Below are 13,043 nucleotides of genomic sequence, written 5' to 3'. Positions count from 1 at the left end.
TTGGGTTTTAAGCGAGTTGGTACTCTGCCAGGTTCAGTAAATATTTCAGCAGGTCCCTGATTTTATTTCTTACCGTGGTTGTGTTGGCTGTATTGCCCGGATTACTGATGTATAAGTTCCAGGCATCTGTCCAGTAATGATCACTGGTTTGTCCACTTAATAAAATATCTCTTTTAAGCTGTGTCTTTGATGCATCCGATAAATCGATCCGGTACAAATAATTGGTCAGTTGATTAATAACCGCATTGGGATCAGCAGGTGTGTTGAGCTGTTGAACCAGTCCTAATCCATCAACCTGAATTCTTTTGCCACTTACACTATACCCCGTTACTATCATGGTATCGGTAAACTGATTGCGTTTGGGTAAAGTATCGCTGTTAATCCAGATCTGATAAAACTGCGGCTCCTGGTAATAGGCTTTCCAACCACTCACATCCGGCGGATCACCTATATTTTGTTGCATATTGCTTACCCATGTTACCATATAGTTCCAGTGTGCATAGTTGGTGATAAAGTCACTGGAGGGCTGAAACGCCATGGGAAATTCTCTGCACATGCCCACTACCAAATCAACGGGGCTCTTAATTTGACATCCTCTTGATAACACATCAAAAAAATGTTCGCTTTGCAAGAGCGCTTGTAACACAGGTTTTATTTCATAATTATTGCTTCTGAAAATATTGGCCAATGGCGTAATAATATTGGATTCTACGCTTGCATCTATATCATAATAAACAAACCAGCGATAGATTCTCCGGCAGATATATTTAGCTACTTCCTGTACATTAAAAATCATGGTAAGCATTTCATCCAATTCAATATCACCCGCTGTAACACCCGTCCTGCCTGCAATCACAGTATTGTTATAGAATGAAGAAAACACTTTGGGATTGGTATCGTGTCTGGTTGAATCAAAGTAAGAAGTCATGGTGGTATTATTATTTCTCCACCCGGTTAATACTCTTGCTGCAGCTTTTACATCTGCTTCCGTATATAAGGAATCCGGCCCCTTGCCACAACAGAATAATTCCTGTAACTCTCTTCCATAGTTTTCATCTGGTGCTGTTCTTGTATTCAATTGTCCATTGAGATATACCAACATAGCCGAATCAATCGTAACCGCTCTGGTAAGTATTTTAAAGTTCCCCAAAGCATGTGTTCGTAACAACTGATGATGGCGGTAGATATATTGTGCATTGCCCACATCATTGGTTTCTGTTGCAAAATGATTATGCCAGAACAAGGTCATTTTTTCCAGAACAGAACGATCCTGGTTAATCATTAAACCCATCCACCATTTTTTAAAGGAAGCCCTTCGTTGGCTTTGTACCGTACCATCATTGTTTAAATCTCCTACCCAGGTTGAGCCAGAAGCAATACCCGTGTCCGGGATAGTAGCCGTGGTAGAAGTAGTATACTCTTTTACGGGTGGCGGGGGGATTACAGTTGCCGGGTTCAGTAGCTCACTAAGTACATCCGGGAGGGTTCGGCCCGCAAAATAATTCAGATCTGCCCTGCTTGCTCCAAACAAAGTTCGTTTTAATAAATGCTGTAATTCAGTCTGTGTAAAAGACCCGGTATAGGGGTTAAGTCCGGTTAATGGCGGTGGATTGTAAAAGTTGTCCATGTGCAGGATTGGTACTAATATGACGCTAAGTAAGGTAATTATGCAGCCTTTTAACATTAAAAATGTCTTATATTTAGGGAAATAAATCCCTTAATGACAGAGCAATCGATACTTGCAGGCTGTTTAAATAATGACCCCTCATCACAAAGGGAACTGTACAATCGCTACAGTCCCAAGATGCTGAGTGTGTGTTATCGTTTTGCCAATAGCAGGGAAGATGCAGAAGATATGTTGCAGGAAGGATTTATAAAGGTCTTTACACAAATGCATACGTTCCAGAACAAAGGAGCTTTTGAAGGATGGATCCGAAGAATCATTGTTCATACCTGTATTAACTTTTTAAAGAAAAATAAAAAGTTCAGCAATAGCATTGACCTGGAACAGGCCGATTATCTGGAAGTGAAGGAAGAAACAATGCCTTCCGTAATGCAGGCCAGACAAATTATTGAATGCATCAGGCTTTTACCCCTTGGCTACAGAACGGTTCTGAATTTATATGCCATGGAAGGGTATAGTCACAAAGAAATAGCTGATATGCTAGACATTGAAGAAAGTACAAGCAGAAGTCAGTACACAAGAGCAAAGTCTATGCTGGAAGCTATTTTGGTTAAGAAAAGAATTATTGAGCAACCCAGAGAAAAATTCTCATGGGCAGCTGCTTTTAAGCAGTAGCAAATAGGATATGGATCGTAAGTATAACCAAGACAACTCATTTGAGCAATTCCTGCGGGAGGAGCTGAAGGACCATCGCATGTATCCTGCGGACAGTGTATGGAAGAAAATCCGTACCCAAATTCACGGGAATCCTGCCTGGCCTGCATTAACGGTTATCTCTTTACTTATCATTGTTGGTTTAACGGTTTCCACTTTACTGATTGCACCATCTGCTCATCAATTTAATTTTGATACCAGCAATATCCAAAAAGCTGAGAAATCAATGGTAGAGCAAAGGATGCATGCACCCAGTCCAAGGGAAGCTTATTACCATGCTATTGAGCCACAGCATTTAACCCAGCGTGCCATTAAACAGCCCATGGTTGCTGAAGCCAGTCTTTCTGTGAATACTGCTACAATTCCTACGGTTGAAACAGGAATTAAAAACGAGTGGCAGATGGCAGGGGTAACGATGAAAAATACTATTATAGCATCGCAATTAAAACCCGCAATCAGGGAAGAAGCGGAACCAGTAATTGTTGCTGAGAAATCTGAGCCGGAATCTGTGACAGAAAAAGCATGGTCGGGTAATATTACCAAGATTGCGCTGGCATCAGTACCCGAAAAAACACCTCTGAACATAAACCTTTCAGATGAAAAGTTAACTCCCGCCGTTAATCGTTCTATACAGTTTCCTATTGCTAACAGGAGAATTGGGTTCCAATTTTACATCACACCGTCTACCAGCTATCGTTCTTTATCTGATGCAGAAGTAAAAGAAATAGTTCAGCCCAATAACAATGCCATTGCTCCGGCTCAGAATGTACCATTGGCTTTGAGTTATACAGCAGGCGTAAATGAAGTAGTTAGACACAGACCTGCCATGGGGCTTGAAGTTGGACTGGCAGCCTTGTACAATATCAACTCCCGTCTTAAATTCAAAGCAGGATTACAATTAAATATTCGTCAATACCATATTGAAACTTTCAGAAGTCCCAATGGCATAGCAACTATTTCCTTGCTGAATAATGGTAGCATTGAAAACAGAAATATGTTCTCCAGCTATAACAATACCTCCGGTTACAGGCAGGAACAATTGAATAATAAGAGTTACCAGGTAGCAGTTCCATTGGGTATTCAATGGGATATTCTAAAAGGAAAACAATTTGGCATCAGCGCAGAAGCAACTGTTCAGCCAACTTATTCATTTAACTCCAGCGTATTTTTACTTTCCACAGACTATAAAAACTACGCAGACGGAAATGACTTCGTAAGAAGGTGGAATGTAAATACCAGTGCCGGTATTCATATCAACTTTAAATCGGGCTCTAATCAATGGCAACTGGGTCCACAAATCAGGTATCAGCACTTACCTACCTATACCAACCGCTATCCTATTAAAGAATATTTAATGGATTATGGCATTCGCCTGGCTTATACGAAACAACGTTAGTATAGTTGATTTTGGATAGCTTTGCAGCATGAAATTGCTGTCTTCATTTTATGGATGGGTTGTGATACTTACGTTTATCGGTTTAGTGTCCTGTAAAAGCAAGACCAACAGTTTAAGAGAGAAGAAAACTGCATTGTCAGATACAGCAAAGTTCTATCCAATTGAAAAGTTTATTCAAGATGAAATTCAATATGTAGACCTCAGAGATTTTATTATTACAGAGACGAAATTGCAAGAAAGCGGAGATACTGTACTTGCAAAAAATATCAATAGTACTAAACAGCTAACAAAAGATGAGTTTATATCGGCTGCCACTGAAATAAACAATTCAGCTGTTTGGTTTTCAAAAAACAAGCACTTATACAAAGAGACTGTTTTCCAGGATTTGGGTACAGAAAGTTATACCATCAACTATCATTCTGAAAAAGCAGACATTAAAAACATTAATTTGCTTTTGCATGAACAAACCAATCTACCCAAAAGATTGTTCATAAGGGTTATATCCAAAGAAGAAGAAAATATCATAACAGTTCAATATAGTTGGACAGCGGGAAAGCAGTTAACCATAGCCAAGTCTATCAATAAAGGAAAGACATTAATTTGGCAAAGCAGTCATACTATTCAATGGAAAAAAAGGCCATAAAATGACCCAGGAAGCGTTTCAGAAAATAGCTCATACCATACCGCAGGACCCTGGTGTATATAAATATTTTGACAAGGATCACGAATTAATTTATGTGGGTAAAGCAAAAAGCCTGAGAAAAAGAGTCAGCTCTTATTTCAGCAAGTCCTTTGTTGGATATAAAACACATGAATTGGTAAAAAGAATCCATAATATTGAATTCACCATTGTCGGTTCGGAGCAAGACGCATTTTTATTGGAAAATGCATTGATAAAAGAGTACAAACCCAAGTACAATATTGAACTGAAGGATGACAAAACCTATCCATATATTATTGTAAAAAAGGAACCCTTCCCCCGGATTTTTTTAACCAGAAGAAAAATCAATGATGGCTCCGAATACATTGGCCCTTTTACTTCTGCAGGAAAAGTGAGAGAACTCATTGAGTTTGTAAAACAATATATTCCATTAAGATCCTGCAAGCTTAATCTGAGCAAAGAAAATATTGCTACTGGAAAATTTAAAGTTTGTCTGGAATACCATCTTGGCAACTGCAAAGGACCTTGCGAAGGCTTACAAAGTCTGGAAGATTATCAGAATGGAATTTTGCAGATGAGAAATATCTTAAAAGGCAATTTAGGATCAGTAATTACTCAATTCAAAGAGGAAATGCAGCAGCATGCATTGAATCTGGAATTTGAGAAAGCTGAAATGATCCGGAAAAAGATTGAACATCTTGAAAATTACCAGGCTTCATCTGTTGTAGTGAGCAAACACCTGACCAACCTGGATGTATTCAGTATTGCCAAGGAAGACAATAAAGCTTATGTGAATTATCTGATGGTGCAGAACGGAACCATTGTACAAACCCACTCTGTACCAATTGAAACAAAACTGGAGGAAACGGAAGAAGAAGTGCTGGTATGGGTGATTGGTGAGTTAAGGAATACATTCAACAGCATGGCCAAGGAAGTGATTGTGCCTTTCCCTATTGAGTATCCGGATTCTTCCCTTATTATCACTGTACCTAAAGCTGGTGATAAAAGAAAGCTCTTGGACCTCTCTTTAAAAAACATTGCTTATTATCAGGCCGAACTAAGAAAAAAGAAATTATTACACCTAGAGGGAAAGACAGAGCAGGAACAGAAAAAAGTATTATACGAATTACAGCAGTATTTACAATTAAGTGAAGCCCCCTTACATATTGAATGTTTTGATAACTCAAACTTTCAGGGAGCTTACCCGGTAAGCGCCATGGTATGTTTTAAGAACGGAGTACCGTCTAAAAATGATTATCGTCGTTTCAATGTAAAAACAGTGGAAGGCATCAACGATTTTGCCACCATGAAGGAAGTGGTTTACAGAAGATATAAAAGACTGAAAGAAGCGGAAGATCCCTTTCCTCAGCTGGTAATTATTGATGGCGGTAAAGGGCAGCTGGGTGCTGCATTGGACGCATTTCGTTCTTTGGATTTAATAGGTTCTACAACAGTTGTTGGATTGGCTAAAAATGAAGAAGAAATCTTTTTTCCTGGCGACAAAGCTTCTATTAAACTTCCCTGGGATAGTGATTCATTGAAACTGGTTCGCAGAATTCGGGACGAAGTGCATCGTTTTGGAATTACCTTTCATAGAAATCAGCGATCTAAAGGAACATTTAAAAATGAACTGGAGCAAATTCCTGGTATAGGCAAGGCAACGATTGAAGAATTGCTAAGAACATTTAAATCAGTAAAAAACATTAAGTTGCAATCGGAGCAGTCTTTAACAGCTATTATTGGTGCAAGCAGGGCAGCTTTACTGATAAAGTATTTTCAAGGTAAGGCATAAAAAAAGGGCCAGGATAGAAATCCAGCCCCGTTTTTAAAATCCAATATCCTATGAAAAACCAGAGTGAAATTACAGTATCCCTCAGAAAATATAAAAAAAACTTTATCCTACAGATGTGAATAAAGAAAATCACAAAGTTAAGGGCATAAAAATGGGGGCTTGAGGCCCCCAATATATAAGATCGGTTACTTTACTATCAGCCTTTTGCTTTCTTAATAAGCCCAAAGGTCCTGTTCATAATTCATGATTTTTGATTTGATATTCTCACCCTCCAGTAATCTGAACAATGGATCTTTTATAAATGCACTTAAAGACTTGTCGCCAGGATTATTAATAGTGCTTTTTATGATATAGCTACTAAAAAAGCGGCTTTCGAACAGTTCCTCCCAAGTCATTCTGGCTGCAATATTTTTAGGATTGTATACATCAAATTTGGTTAAAGAGGCTCTGATATCCGGATAATAAACCCAGAATAAAACCCTTGGCATTGACTTGCCAGCTACCACTTGTTTTGCAATTGGTGCAATACCCAGAATTCTAGTAAACATACGACTCGCTTCCTTATCGAAGATTACCTGCTCCTTAATTCTGAAAGTGTACACACTATCAGGACTAAATTTGGGTTTCTTGGTAATTACTTTTTCAACTGCACCGGTAGCAGGATCTGTTACATCAACTGTATCCAACCCTCCTTCCACCATGGCCAATACCTGTGCGGTAGTCAATGGCTTGGTAAAACGATCGTTATCGGAAGAGAAAGCAACCACGCTGTCATTCTTAATTGCGCTCAATAACAAAGAAAAGAATCGCTGGTCGCCATTGTCATCCTGTGCAGGATACATAAATGACTGGTTCATTTTTTCTCTTGCGTCAATCTCTCTCCAGATAAAATGACTAAATACAGCATCGTCTTCACGAAGATCTTCGTATTCCAATGGTTTACGATCTCTAACCTGTGTTCTCAGCATAGCATAGTTGTTTCTTAAAGAAACTTCCGGTTTAGCACCAAACCCACCCTGTACAGTAGTGTCATAACTGTATGTAACAGGTGCAGATGGATTATTGGTTGTTACGGTTGTATTGTTTGTGCCAAGAGCTGTATTGTTGCTGTTTCTGTATCGGGATGTACCACTAATATTATTATTGGGTGTTATTGTGGTATCAGCAGCCGGATTAACCTGGTTAACCGCATTTTTAGCTGCTGCCGTTTTATTTGTTGTTGCTGGTTTTTTAGGGGCAGGTTTCTTGTACTTAGACTGAGCCATTAAACCAGTTGAAACAACCAATGCCAAACCCATTAACCATCCTGCATATACCATCTTTTTCATACACACACTTATTGTAAGGTAAATGAAATATTTTGATCCAATAAGCGGGTACCACCGGGTCCGCTTACTTTAATTTCGTCAATCACTACTGTTGAACCAGCTTGACATCTGTTTAGTAAGGCTTTGGCTTCTGCATTAAAATAAGCACCTGAAACCTCCGCAATACCAAATCCGCTTTCTTCAAATCCTCTTCCAGTACAAATAAGGGTAAAAGAAACAACTTCATATTTTACTCCTTCAAATACAAAGTCTTTTAATTCAGCAACTACCCCACGTTGTACTCTAAATGCATTGGCTGCAATGGGACCACCAGATTTACCACCAACGGATGCCATTGGATTCGGAACACGCTTAACAGGTATCACAATGCGCTGGCTGTTTTTGCCATCGGTAGCAATAACTGTAGCAGAACCTAAATTTGAGGCAGTAACAATATATTGACCAGGACCGGCTTTACGATAGCTAATGCCGGCTCCTTCCACATTTACACTCACTTTCTCGTCACCGCTTCCACCTGTAACACTCAATGGATTTTCTAAGCCCTGATAGAATACCCTGGTTTTGTCAGTAGATACAACTAATCCCGAAGGAACACCTACGGTGTATTTAATTTCCTTGGTAACTGATGCGGTTGTACCGTCTGGCTTCACAAAGGAAATTGTTACATTCTTTGAGCCACTAGCATTGGGTCTGAACTTATATTCAAAAGAACCGTCTGCTGTAGGAGTAGCAGATGCACCGTCTACAGAAACCTTGGGTTGAGAAGCGCTATTGAAAGCACCCACACCAGCGTTAATGATAATTTCTTCTCCCGGCATGATGTAACTGGCATTTGCATTGGCAATCGCCTGAAACTGGTCATACACCAATTCAACTTCTCCGATTTCTTTGTGACAATATTCAACCGCTTCTGATTCACTGTTTTTAATATCGTTCTGAAACTTACTTAGTATAGTAATGGCTGCAACAGTTGGTGTCATATGAAAGAAGGTATAAGCCCATTCTTCCTTATCTTTTTCAGATTTTACCTCTGGCAAATCCAAGGGAAGATTGGCGGCAATATCTGCTTTCATTTCCGGGTCAATAGCCAATAACTGGTCTTTAAAATTCTTCAACTTGTCGTACAATTCTTTTCCTTTTGCCTTTCCGGTTGGAGGTGCGGAAATAAACAAACGGGTTGCTGCATCCAGATCATCTTCCTTAAAATCTTCCTTACCATCTACCATTTTAAGACCGGCTTCTTTTTTTAACTCAGCTTTCAATGCCTCGATGTAATTGTATACTTCATCAGATAGTGCTTTTGCTTTCTGTGCCTTGGGTAACCAGATTTCAGCTTTCTCTCTTGTAGTAGGATCTTCAACTTTTTTCTGGAATGATTTAAAAATTTCAGAATTCTTTTTTTCCGCTACTCCGGTCGCCGTCATCAGACTCTTGTCTACGGTTTTAAAAGCATTCAATATTTCTGAAGAAACGTTTAGTGCAAGCAAAGCTGTTAACACGAGATACATCATGTTAATCATCTTCTGCCGCGGTTCCTTAGGTAATGCCATACTATTTTTATTTATCTAAATGCGTTGTTCAATTTTATTCCAAAACAATTATCTGCCTTGCATTGCAGTAAGCATATTGCCATACACCTGATTTAATTTGCTAAGATTGGTAGCCAATGCTGCAATTTGTTCCTTGGCTCTCTGTGCATCTTCCGCTGTGCTGTTCATCGCTTCAGAAGCAGCTGATAATTTACCATAGAACTGATTCAACGCCTTTAAATGATTATTGCTTTCCTGTAATTCCAACTCGTAAATGGTATTTAAGGAAGAAAGATTTTTGGTTAATCCCTGAACCTGTAAATGGAACTGCTTATTGCTTTCTGCAGCAGCTTCAAAACTAGACAAGGAATGTACTGCACCGTTTACAGCGGTAGCTACAGAACCCAATGCAGTTGCGGCTGCTTTTGAATTGGCACTGAAATCGCCGGTAGACTTTACTACATCACTGATTTCGCCCATTTTCTCTACGGTAGTTCCCAGCTTCTTAAAGCCTTCACTTAATTTTCCAAGATTTGCAGGAGTGATATCCGCTTCTGCCAGCATTTTCTCCATGCTTTTTAATGCAGGGTTACCAGAATCTGAAACTACTACTGGTGCACCCATATCCGGAGGAGGTAAAATGGCATAGATAATGAAAATCAATGCCTCAGTTGTTAAACCAATTTTTAGTGCCCAGTCGGCCCAAGAAAGGTGAAGGATTTTTGCCATTGCACCAAAAATCACCACGGCAGCACCAAGAGATACAACAACGTTTACCGCGCGATTAACTGTAGGAGAAACACCTGAAGCCATAATTGTATTTTTTGTAGTTTATTTTATTTTTTCATTTTAGGAGCCAAATCGATTACGCAACGGAAACCGATATAAGATTTTGCTGTATCCTGATACTCGTAGTTACGTGTGCTAACCTGAATCTGATACTGTGTATCTTTCCAGGAACCACCTCTGATAACCTTACGCTTTTCACGGGGGCGATCAGAGTCTTTAGCATCATAACGAACATCCGGACTCATATCAGACAAGAAATTATAAGACCCTTCATAAAAATAAGAGCCCGTCCATTCCGCAACATTTCCGCTCATATTATATAAGCCATAATCATTGGGCCAGTAAGCATCTGCTTTAACTGTGTAGAATCCGCCGTCTTCTGCATAATTTCCTCTTCCGGGCTTAAAGTTGGCTAACAAACAGCCTTTCTTATTACGTGTATAATAGTTACCCCATGGAAACATTGAGTTGGTTCGTCCACCTCTTGCAGCGTATTCCCATTCTGCTTCTGAAGGCAAACGGTAGTCTCCATCGTATGCCAAATTCCTTTTGGCGAGGTAAGCATTCTGATAATGCGTTCTCCAGCTACAAAAAGCCATTGCCTGTTTCCAGGTTACCCCAACCACTGGATAATTCCCAAATGAAGGGTGAGAAAAATAACGCTTGGTCATTGGTTCATTGTATGAATAAGAGAAATCTCTCATCCAAACCAGGGTATCAGGATATACTTTCTGGTTTCTCTTTACAATAAAGTTCTTTCTGGGCTGCCCGGCGTTCTCTCTTTTAGCAGCTTCAGCCAAATCAAAATATTCAACACGGTAAACCAATTTATCAGGATCAATTTCAGGCTTACCATATAATCTGTTGTCTGGTGCCAGATTCAGTTCATTTAGCTGTTCAACTGTTTTTCTGTCCCACTTGATGGTTTTAACTTTTGCCCAATCAACCGCCATGGTATCATCTTCCTTATTGATTCCTTGTCCAAATAATATTTTGAAAGAAAGTGAATCTCTGACCCAGTTCACAAACTGACGGTATTGGTCATTCGTGATTTCTGTGGCATCCATCCAGAATCCAGGTATAGAAACCTGTCTGTTACGGGTAGTATATTGGTAGCTGATATCCTCATCGCTGGGTCCCATATGAAAAGTACCCGGCTGGATATACACCATATTTCTTGGTGCATTCATGTTTTGTTTGGCAGCAGGAGCCACACCATGAAGCTGGCCATCGTCTGGCAAACCCTTTCCTCCCTTGCTTTTAAACAAGTTACAGGAAGTGACCGTTAACGCACAAATTGCCGTTACAACCCAATAAAAATGTCTATTCATGACCACAATTGATTTTGACAGGAGCAAATATATTGTTTCAAATGACTGAGCACGATTAAAATGTACTGTATCAAATGGTTTTTAAGTAAATTTTACAATCAATAATAACTAATTAAGTTCAACTAAATAGGTTTTGTTCATAGGGCCTGTCAAAGGCAAATTACTTATAAAGTTGTTACATAATTGCTAAAGATAAATTAGAACGAAAAAAAAGACGAAATGTTGCCTGAACAACCAACAAAAAACCCCTCATTTGAGGGGTTTTATATATTTATTTTTTAACAGATTTAAGGGGCGTTTTCACTGCACTCTTTTTGGCAGCGGGTTTGGCTGATTTAACAGCTGGCTTATCTATAGCCTTGCCTGCTGGTCTGGAAGAAGACTTAACGGATGATATTCCAGGCACTTTCTGGGCTGTTTTTTCTGCAGGTGGATTCGCTAAAAATAAGTCCAGGGCAGCAACCATACTGGGCCTTTGAGGACTAGGAACCTGAATCTGAAGTTCAAAACCAGCATCCACTACCGCTTTGGAAGTGTTGTTACCAAATGCTGTAAATACAGTTCCATTCTGTTTAAAATCAGGGAAATTATCCAAAAGGCTTTTTACTCCGCTTGGTGTAAAAAGGCAAATCATATCGTAGTCGTTCTTCTGCAATACGGGCTTGATATCGTTACTGATGCTTCTGTACATATAAGCCAGCTGAAAATCACAGTGATTGTTTTTTAACCAGCCGCAGATTTCATTATCCTGTTGGTTCTCACTGCATACATAAAGGAATTTTTCAGCTTCCTTATGCTTATTGATTACATCAAGCATACTTTTATTAGTCCCATCTGCTCCGTAGAAAACCTTGCGTTTTCTATACAAAATGAATTTTTGCAAATACAAGGCAACCGCTTCAGTAATGCAGAAATATTTGGTATCCTGAGCAATACTTAGCTTTAATTCTTCTGACATCCTGAAAAAATGGTCAATCGCATTTCGACTGGTAAAAATGATGGCCGTGTATTGCTGCACGTCTATTTTCTGTTTCCTGAATTCTCTGGCAGGAATGCCTTCCAGTACAATAAAAGGGTGGAATACCAGTTCAACATTGTATTTCCGCTCCAAATCGAAGTAAGGCGAACGCTCACTCTCAGGTTTGGGCTGTGAAATCAGAATCTTCCTGGCTGGTCTTGCATTTACGCCTTGCTTAGCCCCGTTTTTGCTCATGCTTGCTCTGTGTTTTGCAATTGTAAAATATCAGCCTAAATTTTCAACCAACAGCTTATAAATCAAGGCCATTGGTAAAATTTCTACAGCGCAAAGGTAAAGGAAAAAATGAAAAGGATTCACCTGTAACTCAGACCTAAGCAAACCAAATGAGACAATATAACGGTAAAAAATAACAATGTTACAACACCGAAAGAAATGGTGAGGGCAATAACGGCAATGGGTGCTTCTGCAAAAGCCATTACCACAATAAGGGGGAGCAAGACCACCCCCATGATACGGTTGACCACAGCCACAAGAAATAAGTAGGAAGATGCCGACTGACTATTATTAAAGACCCAGCCAGCAAAGGAAACAAACAGGTATTTTCCAAAATAAATAATTGCCAGTACTGCCGTTGAATAAGCATACAGTATCCAATAGGGCATATCCAGCCATCGGTAGTGCTGAATCATTAAAGTAATAAACAAACCCGCAGACAAAAGAAAAAACAGGTTAATCAAAAGAGAAGCCTGTCCATCCTGTTCCAATTGATCCTTGGTTTGTTTCTGTCTTAAAGATGTCTGAAAAAACAAACGGAAAAGATTCTGAAAATATTTTGGAAAAACGTTTTTTATAAAACCCAACATGAATACTAAAAAAAGTACCGTGTAGAACAATGCATCC

10 protein-coding genes and 1 pseudogene are annotated in these 13,043 nt (G+C 39.3%); 4 read left to right on the top strand and 7 right to left on the bottom strand.

What is annotated here, in order from left to right:
* Positions 1 to 7: 7 nt before the first annotated feature.
* Positions 8 to 1,627, bottom strand: coding sequence for a DUF1800 domain-containing protein (locus F777_RS15705; protein WP_051408427.1), 1,620 nt, complete (start codon positions 1,625 to 1,627; stop codon positions 8 to 10).
* A gap of 93 nt (positions 1,628 to 1,720) precedes the next feature.
* Between F777_RS15705 and F777_RS0104530 the strand changes: the two genes are divergently transcribed.
* From F777_RS0104530 to uvrC, 4 genes are read left to right on the top strand one after another with little or no spacing between them, the layout of a single operon-like run.
* The gene (locus F777_RS0104530; protein ID WP_026751007.1) at positions 1,721 to 2,299 is read left to right on the top strand and encodes an RNA polymerase sigma factor; all 579 of its coding nucleotides are present in this window, start codon (positions 1,721 to 1,723) and stop codon (positions 2,297 to 2,299) included.
* Between the two features lie 10 nt (positions 2,300 to 2,309).
* Positions 2,310 to 3,734 (top strand): outer membrane beta-barrel protein, encoded by a 1,425-nt coding sequence (locus F777_RS0104525; RefSeq protein WP_037369128.1) that lies wholly within the window; start codon positions 2,310 to 2,312, stop codon positions 3,732 to 3,734.
* A 28-nt stretch (positions 3,735 to 3,762) separates the two neighbouring features.
* Positions 3,763 to 4,377 carry a hypothetical protein gene (locus F777_RS0104520; RefSeq protein ID WP_026751005.1) on the top strand — a complete coding sequence of 205 codons (615 nt, stop codon included), beginning with the start codon at positions 3,763 to 3,765 and terminating at the stop codon, positions 4,375 to 4,377.
* Between the two features lies 1 nt (position 4,378).
* Complete coding sequence (uvrC, locus tag F777_RS0104515; RefSeq protein ID WP_026751004.1) at positions 4,379 to 6,187, top strand: excinuclease ABC subunit UvrC; 1,809 nt, start codon at positions 4,379 to 4,381, stop codon at positions 6,185 to 6,187.
* Between the two features lie 212 nt (positions 6,188 to 6,399).
* On the opposite strand, the gene gldN is transcribed toward uvrC, so the two are convergent.
* The 6 genes and pseudogenes from gldN to F777_RS18560 form a co-directional block, all read right to left on the bottom strand.
* Entirely contained in the window at positions 6,400 to 7,515 is a 1,116-nt protein-coding gene (gldN, locus tag F777_RS17170) for a type IX secretion system ring subunit PorN/GldN (protein WP_051408426.1), read from the bottom strand.
* 8 nt (positions 7,516 to 7,523) lie between these two features.
* Positions 7,524 to 9,065, bottom strand: a complete 1,542-nt coding sequence (gene gldM / locus F777_RS0104505) for a type IX secretion system motor protein PorM/GldM (protein ID WP_026751003.1) — start codon at positions 9,063 to 9,065, stop codon at positions 7,524 to 7,526.
* Positions 9,066 to 9,113: 48 nt separating this feature from the next.
* Positions 9,114 to 9,857 carry a type IX secretion system motor protein PorL/GldL gene (gene gldL, locus F777_RS0104500; RefSeq protein WP_026751002.1) on the bottom strand — a complete coding sequence of 248 codons (744 nt, stop codon included), beginning with the start codon at positions 9,855 to 9,857 and terminating at the stop codon, positions 9,114 to 9,116.
* A gap of 23 nt (positions 9,858 to 9,880) precedes the next feature.
* Entirely contained in the window at positions 9,881 to 11,164 is a 1,284-nt protein-coding gene (locus F777_RS0104495) for a T9SS ring complex lipoprotein PorK/GldK (protein WP_026751001.1), read from the bottom strand.
* Between the two features lie 271 nt (positions 11,165 to 11,435).
* Entirely contained in the window at positions 11,436 to 12,377 is a 942-nt protein-coding gene (locus F777_RS15695; RefSeq protein ID WP_081720460.1) for a uroporphyrinogen-III synthase, read from the bottom strand.
* Between the two features lie 30 nt (positions 12,378 to 12,407).
* Positions 12,408 to 13,006 (bottom strand): annotated as a pseudogene (locus F777_RS18560) (DUF4271 domain-containing protein).
* Between the last annotated feature and the right edge of the window lie 37 nt (positions 13,007 to 13,043).

The organism is Sediminibacterium sp. C3, from assembly GCF_000508085.1.
Classification (GTDB): domain Bacteria; phylum Bacteroidota; class Bacteroidia; order Chitinophagales; family Chitinophagaceae; genus Sediminibacterium.
The sequence above is the reverse complement of the archived record's forward strand: the minus strand, read 5'-3'. Positions and strand labels throughout refer to the sequence as shown.